Source organism: Halorubrum californiense DSM 19288, assembly GCF_000336875.1.
GTDB lineage: Archaea > Halobacteriota > Halobacteria > Halobacteriales > Haloferacaceae > Halorubrum > Halorubrum californiense.
Window position 1 is genome coordinate 25,652 of the sequence record NZ_AOJK01000077.1, and the last position, 20,701, is coordinate 46,352.

General features: G+C 68.0%; 21 protein-coding genes. 6 read left to right on the forward strand and 15 right to left on the reverse strand.

Annotated elements, in window-relative coordinates; genetic code table 11:
* Positions 1–124 precede the first annotated feature (124 nt).
* From C463_RS16340 to C463_RS16350, 4 genes are all read right to left on the reverse strand, one after another.
* The gene (locus C463_RS16340) at positions 125–1,393 is read right to left on the reverse strand and encodes an outer membrane protein assembly factor BamB family protein (RefSeq protein WP_008445995.1); all 1,269 of its coding nucleotides are present in this window, start codon (positions 1,391–1,393) and stop codon (positions 125–127) included.
* Between the two features lie 88 nt (positions 1,394–1,481).
* The gene (locus tag C463_RS16345; protein ID WP_008445996.1) at positions 1,482–2,240 is read right to left on the reverse strand and encodes a carbonic anhydrase; all 759 of its coding nucleotides are present in this window, start codon (positions 2,238–2,240) and stop codon (positions 1,482–1,484) included.
* A 115-nt stretch (positions 2,241–2,355) separates the two neighbouring features.
* Complete coding sequence (locus C463_RS19975) at positions 2,356–2,490, reverse strand: hypothetical protein (RefSeq protein ID WP_008445998.1); 135 nt, start codon at positions 2,488–2,490, stop codon at positions 2,356–2,358.
* A gap of 69 nt (positions 2,491–2,559) precedes the next feature.
* Entirely contained in the window at positions 2,560–4,230 is a 1,671-nt protein-coding gene (locus tag C463_RS16350) for an ABC transporter substrate-binding protein (RefSeq protein ID WP_049906079.1), read from the reverse strand.
* A 139-nt stretch (positions 4,231–4,369) separates the two neighbouring features.
* On the opposite strand from C463_RS16350, the gene phoU reads away from it, so the two are divergent.
* Together phoU and C463_RS16360 are read left to right on the forward strand one after the other, a co-directional pair.
* A complete protein-coding gene (gene phoU / locus C463_RS16355; protein WP_008446001.1) occupies positions 4,370–5,044 on the forward strand; it encodes a phosphate signaling complex protein PhoU in 675 nt (224 codons plus the stop codon).
* 142 nt (positions 5,045–5,186) lie between these two features.
* The gene (locus C463_RS16360) at positions 5,187–5,531 is read left to right on the forward strand and encodes a hypothetical protein (protein ID WP_008446003.1); all 345 of its coding nucleotides are present in this window, start codon (positions 5,187–5,189) and stop codon (positions 5,529–5,531) included.
* A 108-nt stretch (positions 5,532–5,639) separates the two neighbouring features.
* Here C463_RS16360 and C463_RS16365 read toward each other — a convergent pair whose 3' ends face one another.
* The 5 genes from C463_RS16365 to C463_RS16385 all read right to left on the reverse strand — a co-directional run bounded on the left by C463_RS16365 (position 5,640) and on the right by C463_RS16385 (position 9,326).
* Positions 5,640–5,993 carry a hypothetical protein gene (locus C463_RS16365; RefSeq protein WP_137695692.1) on the reverse strand — a complete coding sequence of 118 codons (354 nt, stop codon included), beginning with the start codon at positions 5,991–5,993 and terminating at the stop codon, positions 5,640–5,642.
* Positions 5,994–6,053: 60 nt separating this feature from the next.
* Complete coding sequence (locus C463_RS16370; RefSeq protein ID WP_008446006.1) at positions 6,054–6,707, reverse strand: hypothetical protein; 654 nt, start codon at positions 6,705–6,707, stop codon at positions 6,054–6,056.
* A 41-nt stretch (positions 6,708–6,748) separates the two neighbouring features.
* A complete protein-coding gene (locus C463_RS16375) occupies positions 6,749–8,077 on the reverse strand; it encodes an AAA family ATPase (protein WP_008446009.1) in 1,329 nt (442 codons plus the stop codon).
* A 79-nt stretch (positions 8,078–8,156) separates the two neighbouring features.
* Positions 8,157–8,600, reverse strand: coding sequence for a hypothetical protein (locus C463_RS16380; protein ID WP_008446010.1), 444 nt, complete (start codon positions 8,598–8,600; stop codon positions 8,157–8,159).
* A gap of 117 nt (positions 8,601–8,717) precedes the next feature.
* Positions 8,718–9,326, reverse strand: a complete 609-nt coding sequence (locus tag C463_RS16385; protein ID WP_008446013.1) for a hypothetical protein — start codon at positions 9,324–9,326, stop codon at positions 8,718–8,720.
* Positions 9,327–9,646: 320 nt separating this feature from the next.
* Here C463_RS16385 and C463_RS16390 point away from each other — a divergent pair, with 320 nt between their 5' ends.
* Positions 9,647–10,153: a hypothetical protein gene (locus tag C463_RS16390; RefSeq protein WP_008446014.1), complete on the forward strand. Its 507-nt coding sequence runs from the start codon at positions 9,647–9,649 to the stop codon at positions 10,151–10,153.
* A 47-nt stretch (positions 10,154–10,200) separates the two neighbouring features.
* Entirely contained in the window at positions 10,201–12,255 is a 2,055-nt protein-coding gene (locus C463_RS16395) for a hypothetical protein (RefSeq protein WP_008446016.1), read from the forward strand.
* Between the two features lie 26 nt (positions 12,256–12,281).
* Here C463_RS16395 and C463_RS16400 read toward each other — a convergent pair whose 3' ends face one another.
* From C463_RS16400 to C463_RS16415, 3 genes are all read right to left on the reverse strand, one after another.
* A complete protein-coding gene (locus C463_RS16400) occupies positions 12,282–12,968 on the reverse strand; it encodes a restriction endonuclease (RefSeq protein WP_008446018.1) in 687 nt (228 codons plus the stop codon).
* A 370-nt stretch (positions 12,969–13,338) separates the two neighbouring features.
* Positions 13,339–13,992 carry a hypothetical protein gene (locus C463_RS16410; protein ID WP_008446023.1) on the reverse strand — a complete coding sequence of 218 codons (654 nt, stop codon included), beginning with the start codon at positions 13,990–13,992 and terminating at the stop codon, positions 13,339–13,341.
* A gap of 95 nt (positions 13,993–14,087) precedes the next feature.
* Positions 14,088–14,543, reverse strand: coding sequence for a hypothetical protein (locus C463_RS16415; RefSeq protein WP_152422429.1), 456 nt, complete (start codon positions 14,541–14,543; stop codon positions 14,088–14,090).
* Between the two features lie 59 nt (positions 14,544–14,602).
* Between C463_RS16415 and C463_RS16420 the strand changes: the two genes are divergently transcribed.
* Positions 14,603–16,213: an outer membrane protein assembly factor BamB family protein gene (locus tag C463_RS16420; RefSeq protein ID WP_008446026.1), complete on the forward strand. Its 1,611-nt coding sequence runs from the start codon at positions 14,603–14,605 to the stop codon at positions 16,211–16,213.
* Here C463_RS16420 and C463_RS16425 read toward each other — a convergent pair.
* Complete coding sequence (locus C463_RS16425) at positions 16,210–17,550, reverse strand: HesA/MoeB/ThiF family protein (RefSeq protein ID WP_008446028.1); 1,341 nt, start codon at positions 17,548–17,550, stop codon at positions 16,210–16,212. The genes C463_RS16420 and C463_RS16425 overlap by 4 nt on opposite strands.
* A 203-nt stretch (positions 17,551–17,753) precedes the next feature.
* A complete protein-coding gene (locus C463_RS16430; RefSeq protein WP_080510872.1) occupies positions 17,754–18,482 on the reverse strand; it encodes an SIMPL domain-containing protein in 729 nt (242 codons plus the stop codon).
* Between the two features lie 138 nt (positions 18,483–18,620).
* Here C463_RS16430 and C463_RS16435 point away from each other — a divergent pair, with 138 nt between their 5' ends.
* Complete coding sequence (locus tag C463_RS16435; RefSeq protein ID WP_008446030.1) at positions 18,621–19,877, forward strand: HEAT repeat domain-containing protein; 1,257 nt, start codon at positions 18,621–18,623, stop codon at positions 19,875–19,877.
* A 44-nt stretch (positions 19,878–19,921) separates the two neighbouring features.
* Here C463_RS16435 and C463_RS16440 read toward each other — a convergent pair whose 3' ends face one another.
* Positions 19,922–20,599 carry a Mov34/MPN/PAD-1 family protein gene (locus C463_RS16440; protein ID WP_137695700.1) on the reverse strand — a complete coding sequence of 226 codons (678 nt, stop codon included), beginning with the start codon at positions 20,597–20,599 and terminating at the stop codon, positions 19,922–19,924.
* Positions 20,600–20,701 lie beyond the last annotated feature (102 nt).

A 20,701-nucleotide genomic window follows, 5' to 3' on the forward strand; every position in this document is an offset into this window, starting at 1 on the left:
GCCCGCCGAGCTCCCGCTCAGTCGGCACACCGCGTTTCCGGTGAATCACGCCCGGGAACTCGTCGCAGTCGCTCGGTTCTCGTGAGAAATCTGTTTATAAATCGGCCGAGACGCCCCCGCCGTCTCAGGTGTCGACCGCGATCGCGGTCCCGTCGTCCGCGACCACGACCACCTCGTCGCCGCCGTCGCCCGTGACGTCGGCGAACAGGGGGCCGCCGTAGGCGACGATGTCACCGGCGTCGCCCCGAGCGATCACCTCGCCGCTCTGGGTCATCGCGAGCACTCCGCCGGCCCGGTTGACCACCACCGGCGCGCGCTCGCCGTTCCCGTCGACGTCGCCCATGCGCGGCTCGTTGATCCGGGTCGACGCGCCGTACTGCTGTTTCCAGACGACCTCGCCGTCGAGGAGGTCGACGGCCCACACGCTCCCGGAGCCGCCGACGTACACTCGCCCGGGGTCCGCGTCCCCGACGGCGATCGGACGGTCCTGTAGCTTGACCTCGTACCGGTCCGACCCGTCGCTCACTTCGAGGGTCTCGATGTTTCCGTTCGCGCCGCCGAGCGCCAGCACCGGCCCGTCGCGGCTGTCCGCCGCGTTCCAGCTCAGCGGGTTCACGCTCGGCTCGGTCGTCCAACGCGTGTCGCCGCGCTCGTCGAGCATGTGGACCGTCGCGGGGTTCCCCGCGGTCGTCAGCACCGCCAGCCCGCCTCGCTCGTCGTCCTCGGCGTCGGGCTCGACGACGAGCGGCCGCCGGCTGATCTCCCCCGCCAGCGAGGCCTCCGCGACCGGATCGCCCTCGCCGTCGACGACGCGAACGCCCCCGTCGGTCGTGACCGCGGCGACCTCCCGGCTCCCGTCGCCGGTGAGGTCGCCGATGGCCGGTCGGAGCCCGGCGGGGCCGCCGAGGTCGACCGCGAACCGCTCCGTCCCGTCGGCCGCGTCGATGACGACGAGCTCGCCCGACGCCGTCGTGAGCGCGACCACCGGGTCGCCGCCGAGGGTGCCGGCGGTGAGCCCGCTGACGCCGATAGGGCCATCACCGGGCCCGTCGGAGCTGCTCCCGCCGCTGTCCCCGGACCCGTCGCCGCCGCCTCGCTCGGCGTCCGGGCCGGATATCGGGGCCGTCCACGGCGCCTCGTCCGTCCCGACGACCGTCGCGGTGACGACTCGCGACCCGTTCTCCACCGCGGGTCGGAGGAGGTGCGGGTCGCCGTCGACGGTCGCGACCACGGCGCCGGTGCCGTCGTCGCCCGCGGCCGGCTCGGACTCCCACACGACCGTGGCCTCCGTCGTGGCGTCGTCGACGCCGACGAACGCGAACAGCGCCACGCCGACGCCGGTCGCGCCGCCGGCCAGCAGTATCAGCGTCGCGAACAGGACGCGTCGGTCCATTTGAACCCCCTTCGGGCGTCGCCGTGAAACGGTTGTCGGATGCGCACCCCGGTCCGCGGCGGTCGGGAGACCCGCCGGGAGGCCGCGCCTACCGCTCCAGCAGCGTCGCCACGTGGTCGGCGTGCGCCTCGCCGACGAGGTCGCGCAGCGCCGCGGGGTCGCGCTCGCCGTCGGCGTTCACCAAGTAAACGGCGCCGTCGCGGTCGCCGTAGGCGCCGTGGAGGTCGTAGACGAATCCGTACACAGTCGCGTCCGCCGTCTCCTCGCTCTCGCCGGCGAACGCGACCTGCTCGTGGACGTTGTACTCGACGAGGCGGTCGCGGACCGAGGTGTCGGCATGGCTGTCCGGATCCTCGTCGGCTGCGCCGTCGGCTGGCCCGTCGGCGTTCGCGTCGTCGACCGCGCTACCGACGACGGCAGGGTCGCTCAGGCCCTCTTCCACGATCGGTACCAGCGCCTCGACGTCGGCGCGGATGCCCGGTTCGGGCGGGAACTCGCCGGTGCGAGCCGCCGTGAGGGCAGCGTCGACCGCGCCGCACCCGGTGTGACCGACCACGGCGAGGACCTCTGTTTCGGTGTGTCGGAGCGGGTACGCCACGCTCCCGTCGAGCACTCGCTCGCCGTCGACGAGCGCGCTCACGCTGTTGCCGATGGCGCCGGCGGTGAAGAGGAACCCCGGCTCGTCGACGGCGAACATCCCCTCTTGGGAGACGCGCGAGTCGGAACAGCAGACGGAGACCACGCCGGGCCGCTGGCCGTCGCGGTGCTGGTCGAAGGAACCGGACGAGAGCGCGGCGACGTGGTCGTCGTTGCGGTCGAGGAGGTCGACGAGTGCCCGGCGGGACATACCGCCCCGACCCGCCGAAGGGACAAAAAACGCCGTGGGCACGGGAGTGGTTCTCCGCCGTCCGCGGAGGGGATCGCCGTCCGCGGAGGGGGTCACCGTCCACGGAACGGGGCCGTCAGGCGACGAGGCCGACCGCGGCGATCAAGAATCCGACGACGAACACCGCGAGGAGCGCGACCGTCGCGATCACGACCGCGGGCGCGAGCGCCTCCTCGTTCTCGTCGAGGACGATGTCTTCCATGTTCTGCATGTGCGAGCCCTCGTCGCGGCGGGGTTTGAACGCTTCGACCGAGGCCGCGCTACCCGCCGAGCCGGTCCGTCACTGGTCGAGCCAGACGTTGTTGTAGTTGCTCAGGACCCGCGGGTTGTACTGCGAGCGCGGGTGGGCGACGAAGTCGTTGACGTAGTCGCGGACCCCGATGGAGACGCGCAGGCTGTAGCTGGGCAGGTGGACCCGGTCTTCGAGCACCGTCGGAATGATCGACTCGTAGAGTTCGCGCCGCTCGTCGATGTCGCTGGCGCGCCGGGCCTCGATGATGTCGTCCATGAGGTCGTCGTTCTCGTAGTAGGTCCCGTTGGTGGCGCCGATCTGGCCGTCGTGGAACAGGTTGTACACGTACGAGTCGGGGTCGGGGCCGCCGAGCCACCCCAGTGCGTACATGTTGTAGTCGTCCTCGTTACCGGTGTCGTACGTATCGAGGAACGTCCCCCAGTCGTACCGCCGCACCTCGGCGTCGTAGCCGGCCTCGTTCAGCCCGTTCGAGACGGAGACGCCGATCTGTTCGCGGAGGTCGTCCGGCGGCACGATGATCCGGAAGTTGTAGTCCTCGGGCACGCCCGCGTCCGAGAGCAGCTCCGCGGTCCGGTCGGTGTCGCGGTCGTGGCCGATGTCAGCCCACTCGTCGGTCGGGAAGTCCCACGAGTCGGCGACCGGGAGCGGCACCGGCGCGTAGTTGCGTTCCCCCGCCGGTTCGATGAAGTTCGAGACCGCCTGGTCCATCGAGACGGCGTAGTCGATCGCCTCGCGGACTTGGGGGTCCGCCGTCGGCCCCTCGTTGCAGTTGAACGCGATGTAGTAGTAGGAGATGCCCGGCTCCGACTGGAGCGACATGTTGTCCGCGCTCTGGACCGTCTCCCACGTCTGGGGCGTGATCCCGTCCGCGACGTCCGACTGACCCGTCTCTAGGGAGACGACGCGCGTCGTACTCTCCTCGACCGGCTCGAACCGCAGTCGGTCGAGGTGCGGCAGCGTGTCGCCCCAGTAGTCGTCCCACGTCACCAGGTCGACGAACTGCCCCTCGGTCCAGTCGTCGAACTCGAACGGCCCCGAGCCGACCGGCGACTCGAGGTTGAACGCGTCCTTGTCCTCTTCCCGGACCGACTCCGGAACCACGTTCCGCGTCAGCGCGAGCGTGTAGAACGGGCCGTACCCGTACTGGAGGTCGATCTGGACGGTCCGGTCGTCGACGACCTCGATCGTGTCGATCATCTCGACGTCCGGCGCGTTCGCGGTCTCCTCCTCAACGGGCGCGAGCAGCGAGTACTTGACGTCCGACGCGGTGACCGGGTCGCCGTTCTGGAAGCGCGGCCCGTCGCGGAGTTCGACGACGTACCGCGTCCCGTCGCGCTCGACGGTCGGCTCCTCGCTGGCGAGGTGCGGGACCGGATTCGTCGACTCGTCGTAGGCGTACAAGGGCTCGAACACCTGCGAACACACCTGCTGCGAGTAGATGTCGTTGACGACGATCGGGTCGAACTCGATCGGCGAGACCTGCTGTGAGTACACCAGCTCGCCGCCGCTGACGGGCTCGCTCCCGCCCCCGTCCCCGCCGTCGGTTTCGTTCCCGTCGGTTCCGCCGGTACCGTCTCCGGCCGTTCCGTCCCCGTCGTCGGAGCCGCGGCCGGCGCACCCGGCAATGGCCCCCGCCGTCACTCCAGTCGCGACGCCGCGAAGCACGCGTCGCCGCGACGGATCGAGTTTCCGTGACACGCGCTCTCTTTCGGCTCGGCGTATATATCACCGAACACACTGGCAGCGTTCGACCGAACGTCTGACAGCCGGAGACAATTTCCGGGAACTCGCCGACGCCGACGTGTTTTTGTGCGTCGGGCGTGGCGGATACGCCAAGATGCCACGCGAACAGTACCAGACGAAACTGGAGGGGCTCCGCGACGACGTCCTCTACATGAGCGAAGTGGTCGCCGAGCGCCTCCGAATGGGGCTTGACGCCCTCGAACGACAGGACGAGGAGCTGGGGGAGGAAGTGATCGCGGGCGACGCCGAGATCAACGACCTCTACCTCGAACTGGAGGGGCAGTGTACGGACCTCATCGCGCTCCAGCAGCCCGTCGCCGGGGACCTGCGGTTCATCGCCGCGTCGTTCAAGATCATCACCGACCTCGAGCGGATCGCGGACCTCGCGACGAACCTCGGGGAGTACGCCAAGCGGGCCGACCGCGAGGTGTTCCCCGACGTCGACGTCCAGCGCATCGGCGACGACACGCTGGCGATGCTGCAGGACGCGATGGACGCGTACGCCGAGTCCGACCCCGAGCGCTGTTACGCGGTCGCCGAGTCGGACGACGACCTCGACGCCGCCTGTGAGGCCGCGAGCGACCTCGTCGTCCGCGACCTCATCGAACGCGACGAACTCCGCGAGGACGAGGACGTGGAGGCGACGATGCGGAACGTCTCGCGGCTCCTCCTCACGATCCGCGACCTCGAACGCGTCGGCGACCACGCGGTCAACATCGCCGCCCGGTCGCTGTACATGATCGAGAACGACGACGAACTGCTGTACTGATCAGGACGACGACCTGCCGTACCGATCGGGAGCCGGACCGACCGGGCGGCGACGTTGACCGCCTCGGTGGGTCGCCCGAGACCTGTCACCGAGCGAGACGCAGTCCCCGTCTTATATCCCTCTGACCGCTGACTCCGGACACATGGTTCTCGGAGCTATCGTCTCGTTCGTCGTCGCGCTATTGGTCGGTGGGGTGGGGATCTACGTCAGCGGCCGCCTCGTCGCGGGCGTCGACGACTACTCGCACGCGGTGGTGACTGCGCTGCTCGGCGCCGTCGCGTGGGCCATCGGGTCGCTGATCCCGGTGATCGGGTCCGTGGTCGCGCTGGTCGCGTGGGTGTGGGTCATCAAGTGGCGCTACCCCGGCGGCTGGAAGGACGCGGCGATCATGGGACTCGTCGCGTGGGCGGCGACCCTACTCGTCATCGCCGTCCTGAACGGCGTTCTCGACCTGAACATCGGCGCGTTCGGCATTTCCGGCGTCTGACGCGGCCCGTTCCGGTCTGTTCTGCTGTTCCGTTCCGTCGGCCGTCCGAACCGCTGCCCGACGGTCCGCGGTTCAACCGTTCCGTCGAGATATCTCCGACGCGACTCGTCACTTCTCTTCGACGAGTTCGCCGTACTCGTTGGTCTCGTAGGGCCCTTTTCGGCTGTCACTCCCGGTACGCTCCGAGCGCGCCTGTCGCGATTCGGTGGCGTTCGAACCGGCTCCCGCCGACACCGAACTCTCCTTCTGTGACGACGCGCCGGCGGCGTGGTCGGCGTCGTCCGCCTCCGCCAGCGCCGAGAGGAAGCCTCCGGCAAATCCGACGATGTACGGGAGCGCCTTCAGCGCCACCAGTCCAAGGACGATCACGGACGCGATTGCGATGAAAAACAGTAGAAACAGGAAGCCGAAGATGGCCGTCAGTATATCCGAAAAAATGGAGAGCGGGACCAGATGAGTCACACCGGACGATCTGTTGGATTTTCTGAATATTAAATCTTCGTCCCGAGGGGCAGCGAAGGCCTACGACAGCCGGAGGTCGGACACGTCGTCGTCGTCCAGATCGCCGTCGAGGTCGTCGAAAACCGCCTCGGGGTCGAGCGACTCGTCCTCCGTCGTCCGCTCTCGTTCGAACTCGGCGTCCCACTCGTCGCGGAGCTGCGAGTTGCCGTGAAGGCGGTCGGTCGACGCCGAGAAGGAGTCGACCACGTCGCGGGCGGCGACGCCGGCGGTGTCGAGCCGCTGGGTCATCTCCTCGATGGTCAGCTTCTCTTGCGAGAACATCTCGACCAGCTCTTCGCGGTCGAGTTCCATGAGACGCTCCCAGTACCGGTCGTCGCGGAGCTCTCGCATCTCGTAGACGTTGAGGAAGTTAGACACCGTCTGGGACATCTGATCCACGACGTCGAGTTTCCCCTCGACCGTTTCGAGGCGGTCGTTGACGGCCTCGGCCTCGCGGAGGGCGGTCTCCGCCGCGTCCTCGTTTCCCGCCTCGCGGGCGTCCATGTACTGCTGTTTCAGGTTCTCGTGTTTCTCCTTGAGTCGGTCGCGGTCGGTCGCGAGCTGCTCGCGTTTCGCGTCGAGTTCGACCTGCTTATCGCGGTGTTCGGACTCGTCGAGTTCGAGCGGATGAGTCGTGTCGTCGCCGAAGAGGAGCGTCGAGATTCGATCGATCATGTGGATACGAACGTGGGGGGAATTTGTAGTTGTTGGGTGTGTTACTGCTCGATTCGAGCCGACGGACCCGTGCCGTACTGCGCGTTCCACTCGTCGTACTCGGATATCTCCGCCGCCGACAGCGACGCGCTCGTCTGATCGAACGCCGTCTCCACGTCCTCCGGCGTGATGGCGTCGATCGTGAGATCGTAATCGCGGGCTCCGCCGAGCCCGCTGTCCGCGACGGAGACGAGGTCGGGATTCGACCGACGCACCATCGCGTCCACCGAGCGTCGACACAGCGCCTCGATATCGCTCCCGGTGAACTGTCGCTCCACGCAGGCGGCGGCGATCGCGGTCGCGGGCGAGGCGGCGCCCGCCGCGTCGACCCCGCTCGGGGCGAACGCCGTCGGCCGCGAGTCGGCGAACTCGACCCCGCCGCGAACGCTGTGGATCCGGACGACCTCCTCGGCGGCGTCGACGTCCGGCAGCGGGATGAGAAGCCGCTCGGGGAAGCGTCGCCGAACCGCGTTGTCGAGGTCGGCCGGTTTATTCGTCGCGCCGAGGACCATCACGAAGTCGTCTTCCCCTTTATCGATCCCGTCCAGTTCCGACAGGAGCGTGTTCAGCACCCGCCGAGACGTCTGGTCGGAGTTGTCGTCGCGCGACTGCGTCAGCGCGTCGATTTCGTCGAGAAACACGACCGACGGACTCATCTCCGCCGCGAGGTCGAACAGCGCGGTGATCTGTTTCGACGACTCTCCGAAGTACTTCGACAGGAGGCCGCCCAGCTTCACGTCGAAGAACGTCGCATCGAGCGACCCAGCGACCGCCGACGCCAACAGCGTCTTTCCGGTCCCCGGGGGCCCGAACATGAGGACCCGGTCGGTCGCGGCGACCGCCGAGGGAGTCCCTTCGACCGCACCGAGCGCGATCGCTCGCTTCAGCCGGTCTTGGACCGATTCCAGGCCGCCGATATCATCCCAGGTCACGTCGGTCTCCGAGACGAACGACTCGACGCGGCCCTTGAAGTCCTCGTCGTCTCCGGAACCGCCCGAACCGCCGCCTGCGCCACCCCTGCCGCCCGAACCGCCGCCCGCGCCACCCCTGCCGCCCGACCCACCCGCGCCGGCGCTCCCGCCGTCGTCGTCCGCCGCACCGGGATCGGTGCCGTCGGCGGCCATCGAGGCCGCACGCAGCAGCCGCTCGATGCGGCCGCTGTAGTCGCTGTTCGCCTCGACGTCTTGGAGCTGTTCGAGCCGATCGGCGGCCTCGTGGTACCCCTTCGCGGCGGCGTCGAGGTTCCCGGCCTTCCTCGCCGTCTCGGCCTTCGAAAGCAACTCTTCGTACTGGTTCCTGAGGATGTCGCGTTTGTATCCGTCTACGTTCATGGGGTTTGGTGGTGAGTTCGGTCGGGAAATCGTCTCGATGCCGTCGGTGCCGTGCGGTCGCGTTCGTTCCGCCGCCGGGTCATGCGGCCTCGTCCGTTTCGGGACCGTACACGGCCGCGACGACGCCGTCGGCGACGGTTTCGAGTTCGACCGCGCTCTCGTCGGGCAGTTCCTCTTCGGCGGCGCACACGACGGCCTGTCGGAGCAGTCTGCGGTCGCTCTCGGAGACCGTCGGGCTGTCGGCACGGAACTCCGGGCCGGACGCGAACTCGAGCGTTCGAGTGAGCACGTACTGGAAGAGCAGCGAGCGGTACTCGTGTCGCGTCCGCTCGTAGCGACGCAGGAGCGACTCCCGTTCGCGGGAGCGGTCGTCTCCGCTCGGCGTCGCCGGGTTCGCCGTCGTCCGGGACTGCCGGTCGTACTCCCGGTCCAGCCGTTCGAGGGGCTCGATCCGGTCGACCAGCTCCTCTCGGAGCAGCTCGCGTGCGCCTTCGAAGTCGAGTGTGTTCCGCTGTCGGGTCATGATCGGTGTGATTTGAGTGATCGAGCGGCGCGGACCGAACGGCCGGCGCGTCCGGCTGACCGAGGCGCGTCCCGTCTGACCGGGGCGGCGGAGCGGTCCCGTCGCTGTCGTCGCCGGCTACATGTCGCTAAGCGAGAACGACGACTCGTCGATGTCGTCCTCGCTGACCTTGTCTGCCAGCGAGAAGTCGCTCACGTCGTTCCCCTGCTCGAACGCCTGGATGACGTCCTCGACGTCGTCGTCGACTTGGCCGCCGCCCGAGCCGGTCACGGCGGTCAGCGTCTCGTCGATCGTGTTCGCGACCTCCTCCATCTGGGCGAGTTCCTGGTTCTGTCCCAGCACGTCGCGCTTGACGTCCTCGCGGAACGACTGTAGCTGCTCTTGATCCATCTCGCGCAGCATCGAGTCGCTCCGGGAGTTCAGGCGACTCTTCGCGTTAGCCAGCGTCTGGATCGTGGTGAACTCCTTGAGCATGGCTTGGTACTCGGCCTGCTGCTGCTCGTAGTTCTGCTTGATCGCGGAGGCCTCGCTCTTCAGCCGGTTCCGCTTGGGGCCGGCCGCGTCCGCCGCCTCCTTCGCCTTGCTCAGGAACTTCTGGTCGAGGCGGTTGAGGTCGTTCTCCTTGACCTTCATGTCGGTCTTGATACTCTCGGCCTCGAGGTCGAGGTCGTTTTTCGAGTACGCGTCGAGTCCGCTCGGGTCGTCGCTTCTGAACCAGTCGAACATGATGTCGTGTTTGTGTCAGCGTACGGTCTCTTAGTGTTTCCGCCGGCCCCACCTCGCACGTCCAGCCTCGACCGGGGATGCTTCACGAGTCAACAATGTAGCTCATGTGTTAAATAACTTTCTCTCCAAACTGGAGACTACTTTTGCGTAGCCTGTCGGACACGAAATCTGCCATACGTCCGCTATAGCGGGAGTGTGCGACATATCTGTGTCTCCATAATGGAAAAGCATATGTGTGCGAACGGCCAATCGAAACCGAGTGAGTCCAGATGACCCGCTGCTCGGGGCGCGAGTAATGAGCGTACCGGTGGTGACGACCGGTGACCGCTGACGACACCTACCTCGTCGTCGTCGATTACGAGGCGGACACCGAGCGGAAGCGCGCGGAGTACCTCCTCGACAACTGGGACGAGGGCAGCGTCGAGTCGGTTCGCGGACTGACTCGACTGGTCTCTGGGACCGACATTCACGAGCTGTACGACGCGCTCGCCGCCAAGGTCCCCGAAGACCAGATCGAGACGTACGATCTCACGCCCGTGAACAGCGAGGCCAGCACCAGCGACGAGCGGCTCGACATCAGGACCCAGACGGATCCCGAGCGGGTGGAGTGGGCCGTCGAGTCGGTGCTCAACAAGCGCAAGGCCGTCGAGGACCCCGAGCAAGACGACACCTACGCGGTGTACACGAAGAAGGGGCGAGCCACGGTCCGGTACGACGTCGTCCCGCGAGACGACGGATCGACCCTGGAGATCCGGATCGAGGGGTACGGCGAGGCGACCGAGTTCCTTCGCGACTTCTTCGAGGAGGAGCTCGGGTACATGCTGTGACGGACGGAGAACGCGACTGACACATCTCGACAACACGAGGCGATACGATGGGATTCCACGACGAACTTGACGACGTTCTCAGACCGGCGAACCGCGTGCTCGACGGCGACCTCGTCGACTTGGAGCGGATGTCTCCGACGCGCCGAGAACGGCTCTACGAAGAGATCCGCGAGAGCGAGGAGCGGTTCGAATCTGAACTGCTCCGGGAGTACCGACGGAAACTGGACGACGTGACCACGAGCGAGGTGCGGTCTCAGCTCGTGACGGCGCGGCTGTTCCTCCACGTCGCGTCGCATCGAGACGACCGCGGCGACGTCATCGATCCGAACGCCTTCGAGGAGGACGAACGGCGGGCGGTCGTCGAGTTCGATCGGTACCGCGCGTTCGACGTGTCGAGTACGGAGGACCTCCAGCGACGGATCCGCGAGAAGGACGACGATGTCTACGAGTTCGTGGTCGAAGAAGTCACCTCGCAGACGGACGACCGGAGTTCCGTGCTTGAGGGGCGAGACAACCGGATCCGGACCGCGGTCATGGACTACCTCAACGACCGCTATCAGGAGCGGATCGATCGCTCCGAGGAGGCCGTCTCGCTGTACATCCAGCACCACGGCCTCCCGAACGTCATCGAGGGGATCGAGAACGCCGTCGAGGCGACCGCCGAAGGGGCCGAACGACGACAGGAGGTCGAGGAGGCGGTCCGGACGCAGCTCGACGACCTCTCGGAGCGGATACACGCGTCGCTGCGCGACCAAGAGCGCGCCATCAGGGGGGACATCGCCGGCATTCAGGGGGAGGTCGCCGCGATGGAGGGCGACAAAGGCGCCGCGGTCGACACCGAGAGGCTGGAGTCTAAGCTCGACGAGGTCGCGACCGAGGTCGAGGCGGTCCGCGAGGAGCGCCGGGCCGACGTGGCGGCGCTCGACGAGGCAATCGACGGCCTCGCCGACAAGCGGGAGACCCTCGACGACGCCTTGGAAGAGCTCACCGAGGCCGGTCGGGAGGCGACCAGGCGGGCGGCCGACGAGGCGGCCGAGGGCGTCGCCGACGACGCGGAAGAGATCGTCTCACAGGAGCTACAACGGCTCCGGGACCGCCGGGAGGAGCTCGACGGCGAACTCTCTCGGCTCTCGCGCGAGCGAGAACGGCTCGAAGCCGCGGGGGACCGGCTCGAAACGGAACACGAGGTGCTGTCGGAGCGCGTCGACCGCGTCTCCGCGTCCCTGCCCGCCGAGTCGGACGCCGACGCGGGAGGCGACGGCGTGGTACCGGCCCGGATCGCCCGGCTGTACGAGGTCGACTTCGTCTCCCGGTTCGACGAGTCGGTCCGAGAGGCGCACTCGATCACGCTGCCGAGCGGCGAGGCGTTCGAGCCGCCGTCGGAGTTCGCGCGTCGGGCACACGAGGCCGGCGACGAGCGCGAACGGATGGCGTCGCTGCTCGACGAGCAGGGTGCGAGCGACGACGTCGACGTCGACCACTATCCGCTGCGGCGACGCTCGCGCTACACGGTCGTCACGAGCAGCCGGTTCGGCCTCGTCAGGGACGCCGAACTGGTCATCGAAGCGACCGTTCACAGCAACCTCGAGGCGTACGCCATCAACGGCTTCGACGCGAGACCCGCCGGACTCGACGACCTCCTCGATGTCATCAACCGCGTCACCGAACGAGCCAACACCCGCGGCGTTCCGCACCTGATCGCGGCCGCCTCCACGACCGGATGGACCGATCGGGTCCGCCGGTTGGTCACCGAGTCGGAGTTCTCTCGAACCCGCCTCGGCACCGACGTGAGTCTCTGTCTCGTCGACGTGCGTACCGGTGAACTCTTCTACGACCGGAGCGACGACGTGGTTCACGCGAACCGCGAACTGTTCGAGCGGGCGGTACACGTCGAGCGCGTCGACGCCTGCGAGCGCCACATCCGCGAGGAGTACGTCGAGGACCCGATGACCGACACCGTCCGGCTGAGCGCCGTGGCCTCGGAACTCGACGCCCCAGAACACGTCGTCGCGAGCGCGTTCGACCGGATCGAAGACGCCGGCGACGGCAGCCGAGGCTATCACGACGAACACGGCCCATACCTCGTCGCAAACGGCGGTTGATATCCCGGTCGACCCGTTCCATCCCGTCAGCGGTCCGGCGACAGGGCCCGTGGCGGCACGAGCGGCGACTCCCTGAGCGCGCGCACGAGTCGCTCGCCGTCGAACAGCCGCATCGCGTCGTACGCGGCGGCGGCCGACCGCGCCGGATCGGTGAACGACGAACTCGTCACGACGGCGCCGGCGTCGGCGTCGAACTGCGAAACGGCTCCCTCGGTCTGTTGGACCGTCGGCCGACCGACGGTGTTGCCCGCCGCGAACTGCTTCACTTGGATCACCTCGGTCCGGCCGTCGGCGAACTGTACCACGACGTCGACGCCGCCGTCGTCGCTGCGTCGGGTGCGAGCGACGTCACCGATATCGGCGGCCGACCGCCACAGGTCCGCCACGAGGTCCTCGAACTCCTCGGGCGTCGGCTCGATCAGGTCGGGGGCTCCCCACGCGACCTCGTCCGCCGCCTCGACGCGCGATTCGAGCCGAGCGATCCCGCGCTCGTCGGTCGCCGCGAACGCCTTGCGCGCGTCGCGCTTCAGCCCGTCCAGTTCGGCGTACGTCGGAAGCCGGAACGAGGCGACCGCCGCGGTGAGGCGATCGACGCGCCGGGCGAGCGGGAGCGCCTCCGCGAGCGCCTCGACGCTCGCCACGCTGCGGTCGAGCGCTCGGTCGTACGACCCCGACGCGGCCGAGACGGCCGCCTCCCGGGCCGGGTCAGCCACGCTCTCGGGAGCCGCCTCGTACCGCTCTGTCTCTTATACACATCTCTGAGCNTGGGCCGCCGGCGAGTCGCCGTCGAGGTCGACGGCGTCGACGGCCGCCGGGAGCGCGCCGGCGAGCCGTGCGTCCGGCAGCCGTTCCGTCGCGAGGTCGTCGACGGCCGTCGCGACGGCGTCGAGTTCCCGCCGGAACTCTCGGCGGTACTCCTCGTCGGGCAGCAGCTCCGCGCGAGCGAGCGTCGACGCGCGCTCGGCGATCGCGGCCGGCGCGCCGTCGTCGGCCGCGTCGGCGACGCTCGCGAGCCAATCGTCCGCGACGGTTCCGAGCGCGCGCTCCAGCCTCGCTCCGGGCGTGTCTTGTGCGTCAGTCATCTCACTGGGTGTAGATTGTTCGCAGTCGGTCGAGCGATCGGCGCCCGTCGTCGCGGATTGAGTCGGGGACGTCGGCGTCGTCGTGTCCGAGCCGAACGCGGCTCTGTAGCTGGTCGCGGACGTCTTCGAACGCCGCGTGCGCGTCGGCGTACACGTCCTCGTCGCGGCCGCGGAGCCGGAGCTGATCGACGAGCGCCTCGGCCGCGTGTAACGCCTCCTCGTTCGTTCCGCGCTCGAATTCCCGGCGAGCCGCTTCGATCCGCCACGCGATCGGAACGTCGTCGCGTTCCCGCCCGACGTCGATCCCGATCTCCGTGTCGTATCCCATGCGGAGCGTCGCGTCCTGATGGACGGCGTACCGGTCTCCCGCGGTGAGCGTCATCGACTCGAACACGTCTTCGAGGACGACCGGCTCCGACATCCCGGTGTCTTTCACGAACACCTCGCCGTCGGCTTGGAACAGTTCGACGGGTTTCGGGCGCCGGGAGACGCTGGGATCGCGAGCGGAGAGCCCGACGGGGGCGTCGTCGGTAGTGGTGACGTTCGCGACGACCTCGTTGCCTCGGTCGGGGACGCGGTAGATCTCGATACGACCGTCGTCGGGGACGTCCACTTCGGTCCCGTCGCCGGCGTGCGAGACGAGTGTCGCGTACACGGCTCCGAATACGGCGCCGCATTGATAAGTTTACTGTCAATACCTCGGGGGTGTGCCGGTCTGCCGCGGACGACGAGCGAACGTCACGGTGGCGGTCAGTCTTCGGTGAGTTGCCCGTACTTGTCGGTCGACGGAGAGACCTCCTCGTCGTTCGACGGGGTCGGCTGGTACGGTCCCTCGGTGGCGTACGACAGCGTCCCGCCGGTGAGATTCGACAGTCCGTTTCCGATGCCGAATCCCATCGCGAAGAGGATCATCGCGGCGAAGAGCAGGCCGATCGCTTCCGGCGGGCCCGTCGTCGTCGCCGTCGACGACGTGGCCGACCCCACGCTCAGGATCGCGACGAACGCGCCCACGGAGGCGATCAGGTTCCGGATCCCCCGCCAGAGAAACACCTTCGGGACGCACCGCTTTCCGTCTTTCACCCTGATCGCGAGCCAACTCTTGGCGGCGTGAGCGAACCCCAGAACGGCGCCGAGGAACATGATCGCCAGATCGTATACATCTGTTCGTTGTCGCTCGGCCAACCTAGTGATACGTGTCGGTGGCACCCGCCGCGTCTCGGCCACCGTGAGATATAACTGACACTACAGGAACATACGATCCGATCGTGACGACCGATCCGAGCCGCCGCGAGTTCTGCCGAGGAGCCCTCAGCGCCGGGGCCGCCGCCGCCGCGGCCGTCGCTGGAGGAACGGGGTCGGCGGCCGCGACCGACGGCGGCGCGGCGTGGCCCCTGTTCGGCTACGACGAGCGAAACAGCAGTCACAACGAGAACGGGGTCGACGCGGTCTCTGCCGACGAGTTCGGCGAGGCGTGGGCGACCGACACGCCGTGGGAGATGGGCTCGGCGTATCCCGTCGTCGTCAACGGTCGCGTGTACTGTAACACGAAGGGAGGGATCGCGTCGATCCGCCGCGACGACGGCGAGGCGTACAAGAAGTTCGCCGCGGAGGGCTCCGTGACGGCGAGCCCCGGCGCGACGGACGACGCCGTCTACGTCGGGACCGACAACGGGTACGTCGGCGAGGTCGTCGACGCCGAGAACCGAGTCACGAACTACGACCTCGGGGAGGGGATCACGGCCAGTCCGATCCCGCTGGGCGACGGGACGGTCCTCGCGGCCACCGTCGACCGACACCTCCGCCGACTCCAGCTGTACCCGGACGGGTTCAGTTACCAGTGGGAGGTCGGCACTCACGGCGCGCTCGTGGGGACGCCGGCGATAGCGGACGGCATCGCGTACGTCGGCGACCGCACCGCCCACGTCTACGCCGTCGACGTCGACGACGGCACGGTCGAGTGGCGCGCCGACCGGTCGGCGGGGTTCTCCGCGAGCCCGGCGGTGGCCGACGGTCGGGTGTTCGTCGCGGACGACGACGGCACGCTGGCAGCCCTTTCGACGGCCGACGGGAGCCCGGAGTGGGAGGTCGACCTGCGCGGCGGCTCGGTGGACGGCGATGCGCTGGCGTCGAGCCCCGCGGTCGCGGACGGGACCGTCTACGTCGGCTCGGTCGGCGGGACCGTCCGCGCGGTCGACGCCGCGACGGGCGAGACCGAGTGGGTGTTCGAGACCGGCTCCCCGGTGTACGCCGACCCCGTCGTCGGCGAGGGGACCGTGTACGTCGGCGACAACGACGGCACTGTGTACGCGATCGATGCGACGTCGGGCGAGTCCGCGTGGCGGGCGAACGTCGACGGCTACGTCTCCGGGCTGGCGCTGACGGCCGACGAACTGCTCGCGACGGCCAGCGAAGGTCGGGTACACGCGTATCGTCCCGGCATCGGGGGCGGCGCGGGAGCGGCCGGCGGCGGCGGAGGGGACGGCGGACCGCTCGGCGGCGACGGAGGGAACGGCGGACCGCTCAACGACGGACCGCTTCCCGGAGACGGCGTGCCGTCGCTGAGAGAGGGTCCGCTCAGCGGGGGATTCGACGCAGTCTCGGGTCTCGCCTCGTGGGCTTTCAAGGCGATGGTCGCGGCCGTCGTCCTGTTTTTCGGCGGGGCGTTCGTCCTCGGATTCGTTTCGGCGCTGTTCGGCGACGACGGGGGGAGCGGTTCGTCGTCGACCTCCGGCGGCTCGCGAACCACGGGGTCGAGAACGCGTTCGACCAAGCTCTCGAAGGACTCGGACGCGGGCGAGCGGCCCCACCCGGGAATCGAGGACGGGACGGAGTTCGAAACCGACGAATACGGACAGTTGGTGGAGCGAGAGGATTAATCGCGTCTGTCCGGGCGCGGGTCCTCGTCGACCGCGGTGACACTGTCGAGAACCGGCTCGTCGCCTTGGTGGTCGTCGACGCTGAGCGTTCCGGTCCCGCCACAGGTGTAGCAGTCCTCGCGGTGGGAGACGGTCGCGAACCGCGACTGGAGCGGCCGGTCGAAGATGTACCCGGCTTCGTTCCCCCAGAAGCACACGTCCCGATCGAGCGCCCGGTCCCCGTCGCCGGCCCCGGCCGAGAGCATCGCCAGCGCGTATCGCGTCTGGATCAGCGAGACGAACCCGACGTCGACGCTGAGGCCGGGCTCGGGGCCGGGCTGATCGTCCGGGTCGCGCCCGTAGTCCGCTTCGCCGGACACGCGCTCGTCGCGGGCCATGTCGTCGGCCATGTCGCCGAGGACGCAGTCGTAACAGGGGGTTTCTCCGGGCACGACGCGGATCACGTCGCCGCCCGTCGCCCCCGCGTACACGCCCCCGTACACCGCGGGGACGTCGGCCGCGAGGCACTCGCGATTGACGACCAGCTTCGAGGCCTCGGTGTCGGTACACACCGCGACGAGGTCGGTGTCGGCGACGTGTTCGGCCAACTCTCCCGGTCGCTCCGTCACGTCGACGGCCGCAGTTGCGATCGATGCCAGGGGGTTCGTCTCGCGGATCCGGTCGGCGACCGCGCGCGGCTTCGACCGGCCGAGGTCGTCGACGCCGCACTCGTGGCGGACGACGTTGTGGATCTCGAGCCGGTCGGGATCGATCAGCGTGAAGTTCCCGACTCCCGACTTCGCGAGTTCGACCGCGACCGTCGAGCCGACGGTTCCGAGCCCGACGATCGTTACGTGTGCGTCCGCCAGCGCGTCCGTGTCGATCAGCCCGTCGATCCGCTTTCGCGCGTCGCGCTCGCCGTGAACGACCGCGACGCTGTCGTTCCCGCCGGACGACGGCCCGTCAGTTTCGTCGATATCGACCCGCCACGTCGTTCCGTCGACGTCGACGGTCTCTCTCGACCGTTCGCTGCCCTCCGGAGCCGGAGCGATCCGCACCGTCGGCCCCTCGGCGTCGACGTCGGCGGACGGCTCCGGCGCGTCGCGTCCGTCGCCCACGACGACCGATCCGGTCGCCGCGAGCGTCGCGGCGGGGGGCGTGAACGCGGACCGGTGGTCGGTCGGTTCGTCGCCGTCGATCGGAGCGCCCGCCCGACCGGAGTCGCGAAGCCTCCACACTTGGATCACCGACTCCTCCGGTCGCTCGGTGCCGACGAGTGTCGCCGTGGCGACGCCGTCGACGGTCGACGCGCGGTCGATGGCCGCGGCGACGACGTCCCGCGGAAGCGTGACGAACATGGACCGTCACTCTCTCCGCGATCTCTTAACAGTTGTCCGTCACGTATCTGCGAATTCAGGAGGCGACGTAACCTGGGATACGATGCGCTTTTAAGCCGATCTTCGATCAAACACGGCTGAACGCATGTCGAAACACACGATATCGACGAAGCTTGAGGCGAGGAAAGCATCCTTTCTTAGTCAACGAATGCGTGCGTCGCATTTCACAGACCGTCGACGACGAGATCGAACACGACGCGAACCTCGGCGGTGACGGTTTTAGGGGTCGGTTCGACCAGTACGGATGTCAGCGGGTCATCGTCGTCCGAAATGATGTCTATCGGGTCCATTGAGGGTGCTGTCCAGCTTGTCGGATTCACATTCACACCAACCGACCCAGAGTTCACATCGGCGCCCCCTATCGTGACATGGCGCAGCGACCCCAGCTCCGCTCCATCGGCCTCGGCGGCGACCTTTGCGCGCTGTCGCGCTTTGGCAACTGCTTCCTCTACTGCCTGCTGATATACGTTTTCTTTGACCTCATCGTCGAGCTGATACTCAACTGTTCCAATACTCCCGTCAATTGCTAAGACTGATCGGACAACTTCTGCGACGTGTTCTGGATTGACATCGGTCATGATCTCGATGTCGATATCGCGGCTCGCCTGATGGGGCGGCTCCTCATCCGACACCGGGCTGTTGATCACCTCGCCGTCGGATTCCACCCCCACCTCGTAGGAACCCATCGGGAGATTAATCTCGCCTTTTCGCGCTAACCTGATGCCGTCTAGTCCAGAAACTGCCTCGTGGAGTGTTTGAGTACTGCTTATCACCGACTCAACGGCCTCTTCGATACATTCGTTCTCTTCGGACAAGCTCACCGGAACTCTGGCCCGAGTCGGTGATCGACTCTGTGTTTCTGAAACGTTCACCTCGATCTCCCGATCAGCCATGGAACTAACACGAACGCCCTCTGAGTTAGGTTTTTCCCAGTTTACGGTCTCGGTCGAGAGAACATACTGTTCAGGTGTGGCTCCGCGGCTCGAACGCGGACCGGATTTATGTTACCACACGAGTAAGTCGGGCGTATCATGGGTGCGCACGACCCGAACGACCGTCCGGTCGCGGCGGTGTTGCGCGAGGCCGAGAGCGACCTTCACGCCGCGATCCGGTACAAGACGACGCTGGAGCGACTCCTCTCCGGCGGGACGCCCGAACACCGCGAGCGGGCGGCGTTGGCGCTCGCGCGCGTCTCGACGGAGTATCCCGAGGAGGTCCACGGCGCGCTCGGGACCGCCGTGGACGCGATCGCGGACGACCGGCGGACGGTCCGCGGAAACGCGTCGGCGCTGGTCGCGATGGTCGCCAAGACGTACCCGGACGACGTCGCCCGGCACTCGGACTCGCTCGTCGAGGCGCTCAGCGACTCGCACTCCACGGTGGTGAAAAACGCCGTCGAAGCCCTCGCGTACACGACACGGTCGGCCCCCCAAGGCGCGCTCGACGGCCGCGACCGACTCGCTGCGCTGCTCGCGTCCAACGACAGCGAGGTCCGCCGCCACGCCGCGATCGTGGTGTACAACGTCGCCGACGCGTACCCGACCCGCGTCGACCGATCCGTCGACCGACTCGCGACGCGGCTGTCGACCGACACGGACGAGATCACCAGAATCGCCGCCGCCGGGGCGCTCTCGGCGGTCGCACGCGAAGACCCCGAGTCCGTCGCCCCGTTCGTCGACGACCTCGAGGCGATCCTCCGCACGGAAACCGACTCGCGGGTTCAGGGAAACGTCATCGCGATCCTCGCGGAACTGGCGGCGCGTGACCCGGAGGCGGTCGCACCGTTCACGGAGACTCTCACTCGATTCCTCTCGTCGTCCGAACACACGACGCTCGTGAACGCGACGGACGCGCTCGCGTGTCTCGCCCGCAGCGACCCCGCCCTGATCCGAGAGGCCGGCGCCGTGCCGAGCCTGCGCGACCTCTGGGACCGGACCGACAGCCGCGAGGTCCGCGAGAACGTCTCGGCGATCGTCGAGGCGGTGTCCGACCAGTCGTCGACCGCGGAGCGGGACCGCCGAGCCGCCGGCCCCGCGGATCTCCCGGGGGCCATGGTCGAGGAGGCGCTCCGGATCGCCGGCGAGTCGACGAGACAGGTGATCCTCGACATCGAGACGTTCATCAACGGCCGCTCGGAGCAGAACGACACCACCGTCGAGGTGATGGACTCGGCCGTCGGCGAACTGGACGTCCGCGGACGCGAGGAGACCCGGAGAGGGTCGTCGGGCTCCCGAGGACGCGAGGACACTCGACGGGACTCGTCCGACTCTCGACGCCGCGACCGGTGACCGTCGGACGCGGTCCCGGACCCCACGGTCGTCCCGCCGACGCGTCAGCGGCGGCCGAAAAAGCGATCGAGCGCGTCGTTGAGCCGTGAGAGACGGTCGTTTCGGTCGTCTCGGGAGGCGCCGGGATCCGACGACTTCGGGCCCGAGTCGTCGCCTCGGGGGTCCCCGGCGCCCTCCCAGTTGGGTTCCTCGACGCCGTCATCGCGGCGTAGTTCTGACTCGTACTCGCCGACGCCGTCGACGAACTCCACGCCGATCCGGCGCCACTCGAACGTCTGATCCATATAGAACGGATTGAGTTTCACGACTCCGTCGACGTACGTCGTGACGATCGCGACGATCTCGTCGACGGTCTCGGGATCGCGGACGAAGTCACGCATCTGTGTGACGTCGCCGTCGGACAGGCGGTTCATCTCGCCAGGGTGTTTGTGCCACGTCCCGATCCAGACGACGTCGTACTCCGTCCGGTAGTCGTCGAGGATCGACTGCGCGTGATCCACGTCGGGTGAGAACTCCGCTCTGTGGTGTTCGGCGTTCGGCCCGGGGCGCGTCGCGGCGAAACAGAACAGCCGCTCGTCGTCCAGTCGCCTGCCGATGAGCACGCCCCCGGTCTCGCTTCTGTCCTCCCGGTCGGCCGCCGTTTCGCTCCGGATCGTGTCAAGCTCCGGCCGGGGGACGATCACGGTGGGATCCTCGACGACGGAATCACGCGTTCCGGGCATGCTCAGTCCGCTTCGGGCCCCGGCCACTCGTTGCCGGCGCGCCAGTGTTCGAACGCGTTTATCCACGCGCCGACCAGTCCGACCATCGTCGCCATCGTCGAG

Excerpts from the sequence above, each read along its gene's own strand:
- C463_RS16430 (WP_080510872.1), bottom strand. The coding sequence starts at position 18,482 with ATGGCTGATCGGGAGATCGAGGTGAACGTTTCAGAAACACAGAGTCGA.
- C463_RS16425 (WP_008446028.1), bottom strand. The coding sequence starts at position 17,550 with ATGTTCGTCACGCTTCCGCGGGACGTCGTCGCCGCGGCCATCGACCGC.
- C463_RS16370 (WP_008446006.1), bottom strand. The coding sequence starts at position 6,707 with ATGATCGATCGAATCTCGACGCTCCTCTTCGGCGACGACACGACTCAT.
- C463_RS16385 (WP_008446013.1), bottom strand. The coding sequence starts at position 9,326 with ATGTTCGACTGGTTCAGAAGCGACGACCCGAGCGGACTCGACGCGTAC.
- C463_RS19975 (WP_008445998.1), bottom strand. The coding sequence starts at position 2,490 with ATGCAGAACATGGAAGACATCGTCCTCGACGAGAACGAGGAGGCGCTC.
- phoU (WP_008446001.1), top strand. The coding sequence starts at position 4,370 with ATGCCACGCGAACAGTACCAGACGAAACTGGAGGGGCTCCGCGACGAC.
- C463_RS16375 (WP_008446009.1), bottom strand. The coding sequence starts at position 8,077 with ATGAACGTAGACGGATACAAACGCGACATCCTCAGGAACCAGTACGAA.
- C463_RS16395 (WP_008446016.1), top strand. The coding sequence starts at position 10,201 with ATGGGATTCCACGACGAACTTGACGACGTTCTCAGACCGGCGAACCGC.
- C463_RS16380 (WP_008446010.1), bottom strand. The coding sequence starts at position 8,600 with ATGACCCGACAGCGGAACACACTCGACTTCGAAGGCGCACGCGAGCTG.
- C463_RS16440 (WP_137695700.1), bottom strand. The coding sequence starts at position 20,599 with ATGCCCGGAACGCGTGATTCCGTCGTCGAGGATCCCACCGTGATCGTC.
- C463_RS16345 (WP_008445996.1), bottom strand. The coding sequence starts at position 2,240 with ATGTCCCGCCGGGCACTCGTCGACCTCCTCGACCGCAACGACGACCAC.
- C463_RS16340 (WP_008445995.1), bottom strand. The coding sequence starts at position 1,393 with ATGGACCGACGCGTCCTGTTCGCGACGCTGATACTGCTGGCCGGCGGC.
- C463_RS16435 (WP_008446030.1), top strand. The coding sequence starts at position 18,621 with ATGGGTGCGCACGACCCGAACGACCGTCCGGTCGCGGCGGTGTTGCGC.
- C463_RS16360 (WP_008446003.1), top strand. The coding sequence starts at position 5,187 with ATGGTTCTCGGAGCTATCGTCTCGTTCGTCGTCGCGCTATTGGTCGGT.